The organism is Micromonospora parastrephiae (assembly GCF_016802865.1).
GTDB classification, from domain to species: domain Bacteria; phylum Actinomycetota; class Actinomycetes; order Mycobacteriales; family Micromonosporaceae; genus Micromonospora; species Micromonospora parastrephiae.
The window spans coordinates 17,212-34,092 of the sequence record NZ_JAEVHM010000010.1; the positions used below are offsets into that span (position 1 = coordinate 17,212).

Sequence of the window (16,881 nt, forward strand, 5' to 3'; positions counted from 1 at the left end):
GCTGCAACGGTCGGGACACGAAGAGTGGACCAAAGTCGCTACACTTCCCGGCTGTACCCAACGGCGACGGGGAGACGTGACGCGGTGCGCAAAGCAAATCTGGGCGTGTTCGGCGTAAGTCTGGGCGTCCTTGCCGCCACCATCGGCTGCGGAACCGCACCGGAGGCGCAACAGCCACCAGCCCAAGCGACCGCCAGCGCACCGAGCGAGCGGCCGACCTTCGACCCGCCGCGCACCTTCGACACGACTGATGCCATCTCGCTACCTGACAGCGCTTCGCTGTCGAAGATCAACCTGGGGGGACAACGCGTCGAGCCGCTACCAGTGCTACTGGAAGGAAAGCGCGTCTGGATCTCATCAGTGGACCGGTTGGAAATCGTTGACGTCACCTCCGGCACGGTCACCGGCACGCTGCGACCCGCGCACGAGCCTGCGCTGTCGCCGTCGACGCAGAACCCGTTCGTCGGCGGCAACCCCGCCCAACCGCCGGTGCTGGCCGACCTCGGTGCGCAGCGCCGTGTGGTGACGGCTTTCGCCACCACCGCGCCCGGTCAAGGCACGACACCGCCGCGCCCGGTTATCGAAGTCCTCGCCGCTGATGCCGGCACCGGGCATGAGGCTCAACGCATCGAGATCGAGCCCAGTGACGACGACCATCACACGTTGACCCGGAAGCACCCGGTCGTCGTCGGCGCGCACGGCCCCGTGGTCGTCGCCCAGGTCGGCACCGACACCGTCGCCGTGAACCTTGATGATCGACGCGAGGTCTGGCGCCGTCCGGACTTCAACCTCGGTGCCATCGCTAGCGATGTGGCGGTCGGTACCGACGCCAAGAGTGCAGTGGCACGTGCGCTCGCCATCGACAGCGGTGCCGAGCGCTGGCATACCGAGCCGGCAGAGACGATCGTCATCAAGCCGGGCAGCCCGAAAATCGTGACCGCGACCGGAGCGTTGCAAGGCCGCAAGCAGTTCTTCCGCCTTCTCGACGCCGCCACCGGCCGCCTCCTCGACGAGTCAAAGGCCACCAGCAGCACCGCCTACAACATCACCTGCCTACACGACGGCCGCAGCGTCACCATCTGCCAGAACCAACGCCAGGACTGGGCAGGCGCCTTCGACGACAGCGGGAAGTGGCTCTGGGAACTACCCGACAAGAAGGCAAACCGCATCGCCCCCACCGTCACGACCGCCTGGCACGGAGCCGTCTACGGCCGCACGGCGAACGGCCCCGTCATCCTCGACGGCAGCACCGGCGAGGACCGGGAAACCGCTCCCGGCCTCACGCCGTGGCTCGTCAACGAACACGCCGCAGTCGCCAGCCCACCGGATGCCAGCGGCGGGGTGAAGCTCTACCGCGCCACCAGTTGACAGGTGTACGACCCGAGCCAGCAGTGGATGCTCCAGCCCTCCATGTCGTGTCCAGCAATTAGCCTTCGCGTGCCGTCAGTTCGTCTGTCCGGTCGGTAGGTGCCGACCGATGTAACCGACATAGACCCGGCCGCTGCGCGCCGTGTCGTCGTAGTAGTGCATCCGCGGGCTGATCATGGCGAACTGGACGATCTTGAAATGGGCTCCCATGAAGGCCTGTCCAACCGGAACGACGGAGGTTGGCACGGGCAGAACGCGCCTACTCCGGAACGTTGGGTTGGTTCGCACCTCCTCGCTTTCATCGCGGGCGTGCCGTCGCGTCGGCCATTCGTGGCAGCCATCAGGGGTGTGTTCAAGGAAGCCGTGCACGTCGCGGCCCCAGCGCCCGTTCGCCTTAGCCACTGCATAGTCACGAAGCACCAACAACGCGTCCCACGTCTTCGAAGCCCAGGCCCCCAGAGGGTCGTTGCTGTCGAGGTCCTCAGCGTGGTCAGGATCGCCCGTGAACACGACGTGCTTGAGCTTCGGTAGCCAACGGAGCAACTCGCCGAAGCTACCCGGCCGAGAGACATCCTCATCCGCCGGCTGCGCCGTCCAGGCCACCTCAGCTTGCCCCATCGAGGCCAGCCGATGGCGCAGCGTCCGTACGGTCTCCTCGGACCGAGTCAGAAGGTCGACCGCGTCGCGGTTCTCGATCTGCTCGTCATCCAGCTGCCATTTGACGTCGTGATACGCCTTCTGTGTCTCGTCGAGCTCCGCCTGGAGCTGCGCGAGTCGGGAGGCGATGTCTTCCTGTGCCTCCTGCGACGACCGGCCGACCTCGATCAAACGCACGATCTCGTCGATTCGGTCGACGGTCAGATCATCGATGCCGACCTTGATCTTTAGGTAGTCAAGCAACATGCCTTGCTGCGCGTTGACGTCATCTTGGGGACGATCACTCTCGCGCGTCTCGACTGCCGTCGCCCGGGGCTGAGACGGAACGAGCGAACGCCGCTTCGAGCCGACATCCCCGAGCCGGTGCACCAACATGTCGTCGGCGATGCGTTCCAGCATCCGGTGTACCCGCGCCACAGTTGCGGGTAGCGGCTGTTCGAGAGCCTGAAGTTGGGCGTTGGAGGCGAGGACCCGCGCGAGGCGGGGCTGCTCGCTGTCGTCGGTGATCCGTTCGGCGCTCAGGACCCGGTGCCGCAGCCCATCGACGACGGAGTCCGGTTGAACCTGAGAGCGAAAGGTCCGAAGCCGGCCGGGCACTACGGCGTGGGCCTGGCCGAGCCGGTCGTTGAGCAACTGTGTGGCCTCCCCGTCCAGCACGTAGCACGAGGCCATGCCGATGGTGAACCGGGTCAGGTTGGCGATCCGGTTCGTCCATGGGACTGACGGCAGCGAGTCGTCGTTGCCTGCGACGAAGACGACACCTCGTCGCTCGGCGTCGGTGAGGGCTCGGTGGACCTCGTCGACTTCGTCGCCCCGGATGACGATTGGTCGCGTCGTCAGGCGTGCGGCACCGTCCCAGGCATCGATGATTTCGAGCATGGGGGCGAGAAAGCGGGGGGTGCCTGCGAGGCGGGGTCGGCCGCGTGGGTCCTCGCTGTCGGGGTCGGGGGATTCGATGTCAATCCAGGCCCAAGCCGCCCGCTCTCTCGCGTTGGGCGTATGTACGGTCAGTTGGATGATCCACTGCCCGTCCGGCTTCGTTTCGGCGATCCGTACGCGCGTTGACGTCGATCCATCCTGCCCCTCGTGCTGCAGTAGGAGGGCCCTGACGTTATCGCCGATGGTCGCCCACCGATTCTCCTGAAGCGCGGACGGATCCCAGCCCTTGGGGCCCGCGATCCAACGGTCGAGTTGTTCCCGTACCAGTGGCTGCAGGTGGTTCCGTTCGCGGTGGGTCGTAAACACAGACCTGAAACCGAGCATTGCGCCGTCCCGAGGGGTTACAGGCGAGAGGGCTGCGCCGAACGCGTCGCCGCACTCGCTCGATGCAGCCCCGCTGACCTCCGTCTGCTACTCCAGCACCTGGCCTTGGTTCGGAAGCTGGAGTAGCAGCGGCGGTGTCGAGGTCGGCATCTGGACAAGGAGAGGTCAATCCGCTTGCTTGCTGGTCACCGAGATGAGCTGTTAATCATGGTGCGGATTCCAGGTCATTGAGGAGCGCGTGTACAGGTGCCCAGCACATCCGCACCGTGTCGAGATCGGGCACGAGCCCGTAGTCGATCTGGTGACGAGGGTGCACGAAGTTGCGGTAGTCCCGGACCTTCTCCATGAAGTCCTTAGCGTCGGTCTGGACCCACTTCTGTCGGTGCGCATACTCGAGGAGCAGGTGAAGGCCCGCTCGTTCGGCCCGAACCCGTCGGCCGTTCCGGTCGACCAGGCCGCTCCTGCGCACGGTCTCGTCGCGGTCAGTCACCACGACGTGCAGCAGGCCTTCTACGAAGCTGCCGATGCCGATGATCGCCAATGCGTAAGCTCCGTTGTTCTGGCAGATCGACGCTTCGTCGGCACGGGCCATGAGGATGTCGGTCGCCTTGCTGTTGGGGGATAGTCGTCGCACCCGCTCGTGGAGGTCCGGCGGCGGCCCGTACAGGGGAACGTCGCTAGTCTGGCTTATCTGACCGAGCACAGGGCGCCCGCCGATGTAGGTGATGGTGAGCTGCTCGGGAGCCAGGAGGCGGTTCAGCTCTTGCGCGATCGGTTCGGCGGCCTCGACGCCACCGTCGTACTCCAGCGGATCACCGATGCGACAGAGCAGCCGGTCGAGGGCAGCGGCGTCATCGGCATGGCAATTGAGTACTTCAGTCAGCCAGGGGATCCGCGGGAAGCCGTCGTACTGCGGATCGCCAGGCCACCGGACCCGGTGCAGGAACCGCTCGACCTGCGTACCGGTCCGCTCGTAGGGACCATCGACGTCGCAGATCAGGCGGGCGACGCGTTCCAGAGTGAGCGGGTCGAGGGCAATCATCGGGACACCTCCCGGTCGGCGCGCTGCTGCGCGATGTCGAGTGCTTCGGTCAGGCGCTGGAGGATGTTTGAGCCGCGCTTGCGGAAGCCAAGTTCGCTCATGGCCTCCTGGAGGCGCTCATCCCGATCACGCTGAAGCTGGTCGCTCACAAGCCAGGTGCAGATCTGTACCAACTGTTCCCGCGTGTATTCGGTGATCCGCAGACCAATCGGCACGTCGGGGCGGGGGCCACGACGGGTCGCCGGCGGCGTCGATGGCTGGGCGGGCCGGCGTGCCGGCGGTACGGGGTGGCTCCTCGCGGCGTGGTTGGCGCGGTCGACCGCCTGCTTCCAGCGGGCGATGAGTCGGGCTGTCTGGCCTGCCGGATCCACGTACCAGTCGGTCGACCAGATGCGGTGGAACTCCCACCCGAGGCGCTCGAGGTGTTGCTGGCGCAGCCGGTCCCGGTCCCGGGCGCTGTGTGCCTGGTGGTACGAGTGACCGTCGGTCTCCACGGCGAGGACCATGCGGCCGGGCTGGTCCGGGTGGGCGAGAGCCAGGTCGATGCGGTAGCCGGACACGCCCCACTGCGGCACGGCGTTGACGCCCTGCTGCTGGAGAGCCTTCAGGACGCTGCGTTCGAGGCCGTTGAGCTCGACCCCGGTGTGCTGTCGCGCGCCCAGGTCACCGCCGAGATCAACGAACTCCAGGTAACGGCGGAGTAGTTCGGGCCCCCGGTTCCTCGTCGCCGCGGTCTGGTTCGGGTCCATGTCGTGATGAGAGAATGCGCTCACCACGGTCATCCGACTCCGCGCGCGGGTGACTGCGACGTTGAGACGCCGCTCACCGCCCTCTTGGTTGAGCGGTCCGAAGCGCAGCGGAAGTCGACCGTCTCTGGTCTTGGCGTAGCCGATGCTCAGGATGATGGCGTCCCGCTCGTCGCCCTGGACGTTCTCGAGGCTCTTAATGAAGAACCGCTGGCTCGCGGCCCGGTCCTGGGAGAAGAAGTCGTCGAGGTGCTCGTGCTCGCGGCGTCGGCTGCGCAGGGTCGCCTCGATCCGCAGGGCGTGCTTTCGGCCCATGGTGATGACGCCGAGGCTCTCGTTAGGTCGCTGCTCGGCGTGCTCGAGAATCAGCTCAACCGCCCGGTTGACCTCTTCCGTTGATGAGCCGCTCTGCCCGGGGGCGACACGGCCGTCCACCGTCTCCAAGCGCAGCGGGCTGCCGACCTGCACGCCAGGGAACGTGACGAGGGACCGGTCGTAGATCTCGACGTTCGAGAACGCGATCAGACGCTCGTCTCGGCTGCGGTAGTGCCAGGTCAAGCGGTACCGGTCCGAGATCAGGCCACCGAGGACGTCAAGAACGGACTCGTAATCCTCAAGGCTGTCGTCAACGAGATCATCGTCTTCGTCAGCCGGGCTCTGCTGAACGAGGCGCCGGAAGAACGACGTGGGTGGGAGCTGCTTCGGGTCGCCGGCCACGACGAGCTGGGTGCCACGCATGATCGAGGCAACCGCGTCGTGCGGCTCGATCTGGCTCGCCTCGTCAAAGATCACCACGTCGAACGACCGCTCGGGCGGCAGGATGCGACTGACCACCAGTGGTGACATGGCCCAGCACGGGAACGCGGCGAGGAGCACCTCCGGTGCGCTACTGAGCAGCTTCCGCAGAGGGAGGTGCCGGCTCTTCTTGGCCGCCTCCCGCCGGACAAGGCCGTTCTGGTCGGGATAGGCGTCTCGGGCCTTCCGCAGGTTCACTGCCACGTTGCGGCGCACATGCCGGGCGGCCATCTCGATATGCCGGCTGTCCGCAGCGCGGAAGTCCTGGACCACCGCGTCATGCTGCTGCCCGACGAACTGACCGAGGTACGGAACCCGCATGCGCATCTCGTCGAGGACCACCTGCAACCAGGAGCGCAACAGGGTGTCGGCTGCCTCGTCGCTCGAGACCTGCCGGGCGGCCAGGTCATCGAGCATGTGACTCAGCCCCAACGAGCGGAACAGCTGCTGCTGCTTGTTCAGGTCGGGCATGAGGAACAACGTCTCGCGGTCGGCGTTCAACTCGGCGAGCGTGTTGGCCGCGGTGGTGGTGGGCCCACGCTCAAGGCCGTCGATCCGGGCACATGCCGCCACCGCAGCGAGGTGGTTACGCACTTGGGTGAAGGACGACATGCACAGGTCGGCACCTGCCAGAGCAGTGGGTGCGCTGTCCTGACGGCTGAGCCTCCGCCACCGCTCACGCTGATCCGCCGCGGCTACCAGGCCCTGATACATCTCGGATCGGCTCTTGGGCGGGGCCGGACAAAGCCGTCGCAGCTCACGGCGCAGTTGAAACCGGCGGAATATACCGAGCGGCTCCGAGCGGCGCGGCCGGGATCGGCCTGGCGCTGTCGCGTAGACGAAGTCGTCCAGATCCGGGCCGAAGACCTGCTCGCCGTAGCTGGCAATGGTGCGCTCGACCTCGCTGAGCAGGTCGAACAGATCCCTCCATGCAGCGAGGTCGTCCGGCACGTCCAGCCCCGCCCGGTCGACCAAGTCCCGGATCTGGCGCTGTGCACCCTGCAGGGCACCGGCCGCGAGTTCGTCGAGATGCACCAGCACCTTGCCGACATCATCTGGAGTGCGGATTGCGGCCTTCGCCCACGGCGACTCCCCGCGCCAGATCCTCAGCCCACCACGATCCACGAACGTCCGAAGGTCCTCCCGCGCAGACTCAAGCCTCGACCGGTCGAGGTTCCGCAGCTCCGATGCGCGCAGGTTGTAGCCGCTAACGTCGCCAGTTGGAAGCGCGAGGAGCTGCTCGATGACCTGAAAAGCGCTTACCCCCCAGGGCTGCCGAACCTCGTGCAGCTCGGCCGGGTGCCGTTTTGCTGCGGCCCGCCGGCTGTGCAGGCGGCGATGCAGTTCGTCGGTGTCGACCGGGGGTTCGGCACCCGCTTGGGTGAGGACGTCGGCGATGCGCCGGGCGACCTGCCGCTTATTGATCTTGCGGTCGTGCAGGTCGAACACCAGGTTGTCGAGCCCGACGTCGTCAAGGCGGTTCATCACCGCTTCAATCGCGGCCCGCTTCTCGGAGACGAAGAGCACGCTGCGCCCCATCGCGGCCATGTACGCGATGATGTTCGCAATCGTCTGACTCTTGCCCGTGCCGGGTGGACCCTCGATGACCACATGCCGGCCGGACAGCACCGCGTCGATCGCCGACTGCTGAGACGAGTCAGCGTCGTGGACCAGAAACTCCTTGGCCGGATCGATCCGATCGGCACTGGAGCTGGACCCCTGAGCTTGCTCAGTGCGCAACTGTTGCCGAGCGTCGCGGTCGCCCGCCATTGCGCCGATCACTGGGTGCGATGCCAGCAGCTCGGCCGAGTTGCGCAGATCCTTGACCATGGCGAGCTTGTCGAAGCTGAAGACGCCGGCAACCACCGCGGGCTCGAGCCGGAGAGACAAGCCGCTGGGAGCGACTGCCTCGGCGATCAGTTCGTAGGCGGCACTCAACTGCTGGCCCGGGTCGGCTATCTCGGACAGCATCGCGCTCAGCTTCTCGCCGAGGGCGCTGATGTCCGCCTCCACGCCGTACTGCCGCTCCAGCGCGTACAGGAGGACGGGATTGATCTCGGGTGACTCCGGCAGTTCCAGCGTGAAGTCGTTCTCGGTCGCCGTTCTGCTGTCCAGCGCAAGCTGCTGCAGGATCAATGGTGCCCGCAGCGGTTGCATCGGCACGGAGCCGCGCGTGTAGGGACCGACCATGCAGAGCAGGCCGCGGGTCACCCAACCGGCCTGGATGCCCTGTTCCTCCTCCAGCTCGACCAGCTTCCGGCGGAGGCTGCGGGCAGTGTTGCAGGCGGTGTTGTGACGGTCCTGGTTCGGGAACAGCGTCCGCAGGCGAACCTTTTGTCCCCGGAGCAGGTCGGCGACCACGCCGGGAGCCGCCTCGGCGAGATCGAGAGTGGTGGTCTGCCGCTCCTTGAAGTAGAGCAGCGTGTTGCGCGGGCCGAAGTCGATCAGTTGGTCTGCCCAACGGCCGGCGGCCTGTTGAACAAGGTGGAGTACATCCGGTTGGGTCAACAGCATCTCGTCTCCAAGTCAGTCGACGTACACCAGCGCTGATCAGCCGGGCCGTCGGCCCGAGGCAAAGCCCTCCAGGATAGGGCGCAAGACACGTTCAACTGGGCATCAGATTTCCGACACCGACGTCATCAGAACGACCCCACTCAGTAACCTCCACCTCCACCTCGCCGAGACTGGGCCCTCGATGCATCGAGGGAGAAAGCCAGGCGTCAGCGGGAGACGGCGGCCGGCGGCTTCGGCGGCTCGTATGCGCGAAGAAAGCTGGTGGCATCGACGGTGGCACTGACCAGGGCGCACGTCGTCGCGGTGAGGGCGAGCCAGAACGCCACGGTGCTCTTCCAGTCCTCGGCGATCTTCACCGTCACCACCTCGGTGACCTCTGCAGCCTCAATGGACCGGTTCCGCCGGTTGCTCGGGTCGGGCTGACGACGCCAGCCGAAGCGGGCGAAGAACTTGGCCCAGGTGTGGTTTGACCGGCCGCAGCCGAAGATCACTCCATTGACCTTGCGTCCGCACCGGCCGCCGTTCTGGGTGGTCACGCCGCACGTCGTCGGCGCCTTCACGGCGAGCAGCCAGGCCGGGATGGCGATCGCGATCGACGCCGACCAGGCAAGGCTGATGAGATCGAGCGTGACGAGGTAGTAGACGACGCCGACGATGGCCAGCGCCTCAACGCCGAGGATCAGCATGGCCTGATCTCGCTTCAGCATGTCGGGGCCTCCGAGTGGTCAAGGAGCGCGACGATGTCGAGGAGTTCGGCGCGGAGCCGGGTCAGCTCGGCTGCGGTGACGCCGAGTTCGTAGTGGTGGTGGTGACCGGCGCGGGACAGCGCCCACCACAGGTAGCTGGCCCGGCGCCCGAGGTCGGGGCCGGCGTAGTGGGCGAGCAGCAGCAGCTTCGGCCGCTGCACCCGGGTCCGTCCGATCTCGGGGCAGACTCGGGCCCAGTACCGGTCCATCGCTGCTTCCAGTTCGTGGCGAAGCAGCCAGGCGCACGCCCGGGGCCAGGCTCCGCGGGTGCCTCGGATGACGCTGGTGAGCATCAGGTCGGCGGTGGCGAGGTACAGGGACGTCGTCATCGCAACCGCCCCACGAGCGCAGCGGTCTTGGTGACCATCGCCCGGACGGGCATGCTCCGGTGGCCGTGGACCGCATCCGCCACCGCTTTGACCGTCCGGGTGGCCTGCGGGCCGTAGTCACGGTCGAGACGCGCGAAGAGCTCCGGACGGGGTACGAGGCGGCCGAAGAGCCCGAGGCTGAGCCGGTCCTTGACGGTGTGCGCCCGACTGAGCCCATCCAGGATCTCTTGGTAGGGCGTGCCGCGCCGATGCTCGGCGGCCCGGTAGCGATCCATGCTCACCGACTCGATCGCGGACCGGCAGAAACCGGCGACCATCAGGTATTTTGCGTCGTCCGAGATCTCCGCGGCGACCAGGGCGCGGGCATCGTCGAGGTAGCGGTCAGCCGGGTCGCAGACCTTCCGGACCTCGACGATCGAGCCCTCGCGGCGAGTGACCTCCCGGACGTCGGCCTCGACGTCGAGACGGCGGATCGCTTCTGGCAGACGGTCGTCGTGGGTGAACACGATGACCTGCCGGGTCATTGCGATTTCCCGCAACACCTCGGCCAGGCCGTCGATCTTGGTGGGGTCCATGCTCTGCACCGGGTCGTCGATGATCACGAAGCGGTACGGGCTGGTCTCGGCGCAGGCACGGGGCAGGAAGACCGCCAGGCCGAGGGCGTGCAGCTCGCCCTGGCTCATCACCGCGAGCGCGTTGGTCTCGACGCCGTCGGCGGCCACGGGGAACAGGACCCGGCGAGTGTTGTTCACTCCTTCCATCTGCAGCCGGTGCAGGTCGACGTTGCTCTCCTGCCGCAGCTTTTGCCACACCCGGTCCGACTGCGCGGCGAAGCTGCTCAGCCGGTCGGCCCGAATCGCCTTCTCGGCGGTGTCGAGAGCCGCACGAGCCTTGGTGAGCAGAGCCAGGGCCGGTGCCTCGGCACGGACTACGGTCGCGGCGTCGACCCACCGGCGGATCGCGGCACCGGGCTCGCGCCAGGCGTCGTGACGCTGGGCGAGCCATTCGGACGCCGCCTTCACGAGGGTGGTGTGCGCCGCGACGACACTGTCCCAAGCGGCCCGATCGGGGCCGAGCCCGACGAGAGCGTCGCGCATCGCCGCGCACTCCCCAGGGATCTGGGGCGCCAGCGCGGCGGCGGCCGGCTCCAGCAACCGGTGGATGTCACGGAGCAGCCCGTCGACCGTACGGCGGGCGTGCGCGTGAGACTGCTGGGCCGCGCGTGCCGCTGCGGCGACCGCGGCCGTTCTGGCGAGTTCCTCCTCGGCCTGCGTACGCCAGTCCTCGTCCAGGGTCCCGACTCGGCACACCGGGCAAGGGCCGTTCCCACGATCATGGTGCACGTCGAGCGCGGCTCGCAGCAGCCGAGCGCTCCGATCCGCGGCGCCGCTGTCGGTCGTAGTCGACTCCCGCATCGCCGCCGCAGACTCGGCGAGGGCAACCAGCGCCGCACCGAAGTCGGGCACGTCCTGCTCGGCGAGCCGCCGGGCGGCTGCCGCTGCAGGTTTCTCCGACGTGGTGGTGTCGCCGCAGGCGAGGTCGGCCAGCAGGGTCAGGTTTGCGCGGAGCGGGCGGGCGCCGAGCGCGCTCATGGCGTCGTGGGCGCGGTCGTCGTCGATCTTGCCGAGCTGTTCGCGCAGCTCGCTGAAGGCCGCCTTGAGCGCCTTGGCTCGGTCGTCGTAGACCTTGCGCCGCTGCTGCAGCCGGGCGTCGGTGTCGCGTAGCGGGCCCAGGCCGAGGATCGGCGCGATCGCGTCGTACAGCTCGGCCGGCTTCGCGGTGATGACCCGTTCGAGGTCGCGGGCGGACAGGAACGGCCGGTACCTGGCGGCCTGATCGACCCACTGCGGCACCTGACCGGGCGGCATCGCGGCGCCATCCGTGGTCGTGGTGACCGTCGCGGAGGTCAGATCGGTGGCCCCAGCCGGCCAGGTGCGGTGGGTCGTCACCTGCTGACCGGAGTCGAGCCGGAGGCTGAGGCGGATCTCCGATGCGCCGTCGTGGTGCAGGTTCCGCCAGCCCTCGCGAAAGGCCGGCGGGCGCTGCGCCCAGCGCAGGGAGTCCTCGGTCAGCGCGTACTCGACGGCCTCGGCGATGCTGGACTTCCCGGAGCCGTTGCGGCCCACGAACACGGTCAGCCCGGTCTTGGGCAGGCGCCCGACCGTGACCTGCTGGCCGATCCCGCGGAAGCCGGCAACTCGGACCTCTTCCAGGAATGCCTGCGGCGTTGCACCGCCCGCCTCATCCGGCTCGGGCGACGGCGGAAGGGCCTCACCTCGCAGTACTGCATCGAGAACCTGCTCGCCTTGGAAGGCGGCAAGAACCAGGTCGCTGACCGGGTTGGGCACCTGAGACCGCTGAAGGCGGTCGGTGAGCTCCTGGTAGAGCGTGAGCGTGTCGTTCATCAGACCCCCTGATGTCGTTGGCGCATCGAGGGAACCGCAGATTGGTCGCTTACACTGCCCTACACAGTGTTATCCCGGGATAACACATTTGCGTTCTTCTCCGAGATTCCGGGACTCGTACCGTGACCGCCAGAGCGAGGAGGTGAGCAATGGAGGCGGAGTTGATGTCGCAGCGCGAGATCGCGCAGCTCGCGCGGGTCAGAAAGCCTGCGGTCACGACTTGGCGTCGGCGGCACCCCGACTTCCCTGCGCCCGTGCCGGGCAACCATGGACAGCCCTTGTTTCCCGCCGACGCGGTCGTGGCTTGGCTACTCCGGACCGGGCTCGGTCACGCCGACCCGGACACCCTGCGCGCCGAGCGGTCCATGCACACACTGGCGGCGTACGCCCGGCGACACGGCGGCCGACGCACGATCGTCGTCCTCGGCGCCGCGCTCTGCCTCCGCCACCTCTCCAGCGAGGCACTGCCAGTTGATCCTCTGCCGCTGGCTCGACGCCTCGATCCCGACGACGAGTTTCTGCTGCACGAGCTGGCTGACGCCCCGGAACCGACCGGGCTCGCCCAACTGGTCGAGCAACTGATCGAGGGAGCCTTCGACCCCTGGCACAGCTGTCAGTTCCTACTCAGCTCCGCCAACCGCCTCGGCTGGCCTGAGCTGACAGCGGATGCACTCACCCCGGAGACAGTGGCCCTGATCCGTCGGGTGGCCGACGTGCCGACCCGGCTGCGCGCCCATCACGCCGTCACCATCGCCGACGGCAACGCGGGCGCAGGCGACCTACTGACAGCGCTGGTAAGCGACCATGACCGCGACAAAATGCGAGTCAACGCGGTCGTCGCCGACGAGGAACTCGCCCGTCTGGTGCGCCGGCAGCTACTCCTCGCCGAGTTGCCCGAGTTCCAGTTCGACGTGGGCGCCGATGGGCTGAACGAGGAGTTCGCCGAGCCGGACCTCATCGTCACCCGGCTGCCCTACCAGCCGGCGGAGAACCGGCACGCCCTCGCCGACCTCAACCGGGTCGAAGCGATCGCCGATCTGCTCGGTCCGGGCCGCACGGCCATCGTCGTCGGTCCCGCCAGCAGCCTCGTCGACCAACTACGGGACGGGCAGGCGGCGTTGCGCCGGTCGGCGCTGCTGAGCAGCGGCATCGTCGAGGCAATTGTGCAACTGCCGGGCGGCGTCTACCCGGCCAGGCCAGGTCATCGCGCCGCTCTGTGGCTGCTGACCAGGGACCCGATCCCCGCCGCCAAGGGCCGCGTGCTACTAGCCGACCTCAGCGGTCACGCGCTTGACCAACCTGCTGTCGAGTCGGCGGCCGAGGACATCCTCCTCTGGCGCGCCGAGGGTCACCGCAGCGACGGCCACGAACCGCGCACCGGCCGAATCGTCCCGCTGGAGAGCCTCGACCTACGCCGGGCTGCCGCGCTCCGGCCGCCCGGTCCAGCGTCAGTCACCCTGCGTGCCCGCCTGGCCGCCGACCGCCCCGCACTCGTCGGCGAGGTCGAGGGTCGTCTCACCGACGCGGAGCAGGAGGCCGTCCGGTACGGGAAGGAGAACGGCTTCCTGAACACCGGAGCGGTACAGCGCGATGGGATCAGGCCGAAGGAGCTCTCTTGCGAGGCGCTTCGAACGGCTCGCCGGGTCCGCCCCCTCACCGGGCACCGCCTGAACTCCGAGCATGTCGGACCGCGAGGTCACCACCGGGTCATCGGCGCGGCGGAGGTACTCGCGCAGTCGTCCAAGCGCTGGATGGACCGGCTCACCCTCGCCGCGCAGTATTCGCAGGTCGCCCTCACCGAACCTGGTGACATCGTGGTCACCAGCGTCCCCCGGTTCGGGGTCCTCCTCGACAACGACGGCTTCTCGGTGATCGAGTTCCCCGCCAGCGGCCTGCGCATCTCATTTGGCGACCCGCTCACGCCCCGAGTGCTGGCGGCACTCCTGGGTACCGCCCGCAACATGACACGCAGCCCTGGTGCAGTGCGGGGCCCGAGACTGATGGACGCCACGATTCCTGACCTGGCCCGGGACGAGGCGGCCCGCCTGGACGACGTGCTGCGCCGTCTGGAGGAACGCAATGACCTACTGCAGCGGCAGGCCGACCTCTTGGCCACGTTGCGCGAACTCATCGTGACCGGCTTCGCCGACGGCACCCTCACGACTCTGTACGGTACGAACTTCTGAACGAGAGATCGGAACACACAGTGCCCCCACGCAAACGCGCCAACGGCCAGGCCGAGCTGTTCGGCGTGTCCAGCACCAAGCAAATCCAGGACATCCTGTGGAAGGCCGCCGACAAGCTGCGCGGCTCCATGGACGCCGCTCAGTACAAGGAGTTCGTCCTCGGCCTGGTCTTCCTCAAGTACGTCTCAGACGCGTTCGCCGAACGCCGCGACCAGATTAAGGACAGCCTCGCCGACATCCCGGAGAACCGCCGCGCCCAGTTCCTCGACGATCGCGATGAGTACGCAAGCGCCAACGTCTTCTGGGTCCCGGAGATCGCCCGCTGGGACTACCTGGTGGAGAACGCGCCCAGTGGCGTCGGCGAGCTGCTCGACAACGCGATGGACGCGATCATGCGGGAGAACCCGGCGCTGACCGGCGTCCTCCCGAAGATCTTCAACCGGGACAACGTCGACCAGAAACGGCTGAAGGAACTCGTCGACCTGATCAGCGACGCCCGCTTCACCGGCCACGGCGACCGGAAGGCACAGGACGTCCTCGGCGAGGTGTACGAGTACTTCCTGGAGCGGTTCGCCCGCGCCGAGGGCAAGCGCGCCGGCGAGTTCTACACCCCGTCCAGCGTAGTGCGAGTCCTCGTTGAGGTGCTGGAGCCCTACGAGGGCCGGGTCTACGACCCGTGCTGCGGATCTGGCGGCATGTTCGTACAGTCCAAAAAGTTCGTCGAGGCCCGCGCCGGCCGCGACCACACCCACGACATCGCCGTCTACGGGCAGGAAGCCAACGAACGCACCTGGCGACTGGCGAAGATGAACCTTGCCATCCACGGCATGGACCCCGTGGGCATCGGCGACCGTTGGGCTGACACGTTCTCTGACGACAAGCACCCAGACCGGCGGGCCGACTTCATCATGGCCAACCCCCCGTTCAACATGAGCGATTGGGCGCGCAAGGTGGGTGACGCGCGCTGGCGGTACGGCGCTCCGCCGCAGAGCAATGCCAACTACGCTTGGCTCCAGCACGTGGTCTCCAAGCTGGGCGACCGCGGCAGCGCCGGCGTCGTTCTCGCCAATGGCTCCATGTCATCCAAGCAGTCCGGCGAAGGCGAAATCCGCCGCGCAATGATTGAGGCAAACCTGGTGGCCTGCATGGTCGCCCTGCCGCCGAACCTCTTCCGCACCACCGCGATCCCCGCCTGCCTGTGGTTCCTCACCAGGGACAAGACCCCACAAGGCGCGAAAGCACTCACCGACCGGCGCGGCGAGGTCCTCTTCATCGACGCCCGCGCCCTCGGCACCATGGTTGACCGCACCGAGCGCGTCCTCACTGACGACGACATCGCCAAGATCGCCGACACCTACCACGCCTGGCGCGGCACCAGGTCCGCGAAAACCAAGGGCCAGACGTACGAAAACGTTCCGGGCTTCTGCTACTCCGCCAAGCTGGAGGAAGTGGCCGCCCACGACCACGTCCTCACCCCCGGCCGTTACGTCGGCGCTGCGGAAGCTGAGGAAGACCCGGACGCCGAGCCACTCGCCGACCGCATCGAGCGCCTTAGCAAGGAACTGCAGGCTCACTTCGATGAATCATCTCGCCTCGAAGCAGTCATCCGAATGCAGCTCGGAGGACTCGATGTCTGACTGGCCGACCCGAACCCTTGAAGAGTTATGCGTCCGGGTAACTGTGGGGCACGTTGGCTCCATGGCAAACGAGTATGTCGAGAACGGCATCCCGTTCCTACGGTCGCAAAACATCAAACGCGGCCACCTGGACCTGTCCTCAGTTAAGTACATCCATGAGGATTTCCATCAGCGGCTAGTGAAGTCACAACTGCAACCCGGCGACCTGGCGATTGTGCGTACCGGCGAGCCTGGTGCTACCGCCTTGATTCCGGACGATCTCGGACCGGCGAACTGTAGCGATATCGTCATCGCGCGCCCTGGTCCAGACACCGTTGGCCGGTACCTGTGTTACGCAATCAACGCCACCGCACAGCAGTTCATCGACGCACACACGGTCGGAGCCGTCCAGCAGCACTTTAATGTAGCCTCAGCGAAGCGTCTGACCCTGGCCGTTCCCCCGATTGCAGTACAGGAGGCGATCGCCGGCCTCCTCGGAGCACTCGATGACAAGATTGCGGTCAACGACAGCATCGCCTCCACAGCCGATGCCCTTCGTTCATCACTGCTGCAGGACGCACAGGAGCAGAGGCTAGACGACTTCGTCGCCCAGCCTTTGTCGCAGGTTGCCGAATTCATCAATGGTCGCGCCTTCACAAAAGATGCGACCGGGAACGGCCGCATGGTGGTGCGAATCGCGGAAATTAACTCCGGTCCCGGACCGTCAACCGTGTACAACGACATAGCGGTTGATGAGAAGCATCTTGCTCAACCCGGCGACATACTATTCTCCTGGTCTGGGTCCCTTGCAGTCACACGATGGTTCAGGCCCGAGGCAATTATCAATCAGCACATTTTCAAGGTGATCCCGCGCGGCGACAATCCGAAGTGGCTCACCTTCGAAGCGGTGAAATCAAAGCTAGCTGATTATCGCGCCATCGCCGCGGACAAGGCGACCACCATGGGGCATATTCAGCGACGCCACCTAGACGAAGAGGTGGTCGTGCCGATCCCCGAAGCCATCGCCCGTCTCGACCGGCAGGCAGGCAGCCTGTGGCAGCGCGCGTTAATAGCCGAGCAGGAGTCTCTGACGCTGGCCGCGCTACGGGACAGCCTGCTGCCGGAGCTGATGTCGGGGCGGTTGAGGGTCAGGGACGCCGAGAAGGTTGTCGAAGAAGCGGTTTAGTTAGCCGAACGGTATACGGGGAGGGGCT

General features: G+C 66.9%; 10 protein-coding genes. 4 read left to right on the top strand and 6 right to left on the bottom strand.

The features are described from left to right. The first annotated feature begins 84 nt into the window (after positions 1-84). Positions 85-1,368: a hypothetical protein gene (locus tag JNW91_RS04270; protein WP_309244218.1), complete on the top strand. Its 1,284-nt coding sequence runs from the start codon at positions 85-87 to the stop codon at positions 1,366-1,368. 75 nt (positions 1,369-1,443) lie between these two features. On the opposite strand, the gene JNW91_RS04275 is transcribed toward JNW91_RS04270, so the two are convergent. The 6 genes from JNW91_RS04275 to JNW91_RS04300 form a co-directional block, all read right to left on the bottom strand. Next, the gene (locus JNW91_RS04275; protein WP_203173635.1) at positions 1,444-3,288 is read right to left on the bottom strand and encodes a hypothetical protein; all 1,845 of its coding nucleotides are present in this window, start codon (positions 3,286-3,288) and stop codon (positions 1,444-1,446) included. Between the two features lie 205 nt (positions 3,289-3,493). Next, entirely contained in the window at positions 3,494-4,330 is an 837-nt protein-coding gene (locus JNW91_RS04280) for a hypothetical protein (RefSeq protein ID WP_203173636.1), read from the bottom strand. Then, positions 4,327-8,385 (bottom strand): AAA domain-containing protein, encoded by a 4,059-nt coding sequence (locus tag JNW91_RS04285; RefSeq protein ID WP_203173637.1) that lies wholly within the window; start codon positions 8,383-8,385, stop codon positions 4,327-4,329. The genes JNW91_RS04280 and JNW91_RS04285 overlap by 4 nt, the downstream gene beginning before the upstream one ends. 206 nt (positions 8,386-8,591) lie before the next feature. Beyond that, positions 8,592-9,092: a hypothetical protein gene (locus JNW91_RS04290; protein ID WP_203173638.1), complete on the bottom strand. Its 501-nt coding sequence runs from the start codon at positions 9,090-9,092 to the stop codon at positions 8,592-8,594. Continuing rightward, on the bottom strand, positions 9,086-9,460 hold the full coding sequence (locus JNW91_RS04295) for a hypothetical protein (protein WP_203173639.1): 375 nt from the start codon (positions 9,458-9,460) through the stop codon (positions 9,086-9,088). The genes JNW91_RS04290 and JNW91_RS04295 overlap by 7 nt, the downstream gene beginning before the upstream one ends. Continuing rightward, positions 9,457-11,865, bottom strand: a complete 2,409-nt coding sequence (locus tag JNW91_RS04300; protein ID WP_203173640.1) for an AAA family ATPase — start codon at positions 11,863-11,865, stop codon at positions 9,457-9,459. The genes JNW91_RS04295 and JNW91_RS04300 overlap by 4 nt, the downstream gene beginning before the upstream one ends. A gap of 299 nt (positions 11,866-12,164) precedes the next feature. On the opposite strand from JNW91_RS04300, the gene JNW91_RS04305 reads away from it, so the two are divergent. The 3 genes from JNW91_RS04305 to JNW91_RS04315 all read left to right on the top strand — a co-directional run bounded on the left by JNW91_RS04305 (position 12,165) and on the right by JNW91_RS04315 (position 16,853). After that, complete coding sequence (locus JNW91_RS04305; RefSeq protein ID WP_309244219.1) at positions 12,165-14,051, top strand: SAM-dependent DNA methyltransferase; 1,887 nt, start codon at positions 12,165-12,167, stop codon at positions 14,049-14,051. A gap of 65 nt (positions 14,052-14,116) precedes the next feature. After that, positions 14,117-15,688, top strand: coding sequence for an N-6 DNA methylase (locus JNW91_RS04310; protein ID WP_456085406.1), 1,572 nt, complete (start codon positions 14,117-14,119; stop codon positions 15,686-15,688). Between the two features lie 61 nt (positions 15,689-15,749). Beyond that, positions 15,750-16,853: a restriction endonuclease subunit S gene (locus JNW91_RS04315; protein ID WP_203173643.1), complete on the top strand. Its 1,104-nt coding sequence runs from the start codon at positions 15,750-15,752 to the stop codon at positions 16,851-16,853. Positions 16,854-16,881 lie beyond the last annotated feature (28 nt).

Coding starts and splice junctions, on each gene's coding strand:
- JNW91_RS04275 (WP_203173635.1), bottom strand. CDS start 3,288: ATGCTCGGTTTCAGGTCTGTGTTTACGACCCACCGCGAACGGAACCAC.
- JNW91_RS04280 (WP_203173636.1), bottom strand. CDS start 4,330: ATGATTGCCCTCGACCCGCTCACTCTGGAACGCGTCGCCCGCCTGATC.
- JNW91_RS04285 (WP_203173637.1), bottom strand. CDS start 8,385: ATGCTGTTGACCCAACCGGATGTACTCCACCTTGTTCAACAGGCCGCC.
- JNW91_RS04290 (WP_203173638.1), bottom strand. CDS start 9,092: ATGCTGAAGCGAGATCAGGCCATGCTGATCCTCGGCGTTGAGGCGCTG.
- JNW91_RS04295 (WP_203173639.1), bottom strand. CDS start 9,460: ATGACGACGTCCCTGTACCTCGCCACCGCCGACCTGATGCTCACCAGC.
- JNW91_RS04300 (WP_203173640.1), bottom strand. CDS start 11,865: ATGAACGACACGCTCACGCTCTACCAGGAGCTCACCGACCGCCTTCAG.
- JNW91_RS04315 (WP_203173643.1), top strand. CDS start 15,750: ATGGCAAACGAGTATGTCGAGAACGGCATCCCGTTCCTACGGTCGCAA.